This is a genomic window from Vibrio sp. 2132-1, assembly GCF_033344315.1.
Map to the genome: position 1 here is coordinate 721 of NZ_JAWPON010000110.1, position 307 is coordinate 1027.

General features: G+C 44.6%; 2 pseudogenes. Both read right to left on the reverse strand.

Annotated elements, in window-relative coordinates:
- Positions 1-102, reverse strand: a pseudogene (locus R8N47_RS23765) (D-arabinose 5-phosphate isomerase); the annotation flags it as partial.
- Positions 103-138: 36 nt separating this feature from the next.
- Positions 139-307, reverse strand: a pseudogene (locus tag R8N47_RS23770) (calcium/sodium antiporter); the annotation flags it as partial.

Genomic DNA, 307 nt, shown 5'->3' on the forward strand with positions numbered 1-307 from the left:
TTCAAACTGCTCATCAAAGTATTTGTCTAGCTCTTGCAGAGCCGCGACTTCGATATCAAGAACTTGTTTAGCTGCAGCGCGAAAATCAAATGGATTGGACATATCAGGGCTCCAATTTGTCTCTACTTATTAATGGTATTAAGCGGCCATGTTGGCAAATAGGTACACTTGGTAACCCAAGAAACACGTAAACAGAATCGCCCCTTCGAGGCGGTTGATGCTGCGTGATTTACCTAAACACATTGCTGCTAACAACAGTGACACGCCAAGCATGACCCAGAAGTCACGTCCCATTGCGTATTCACTT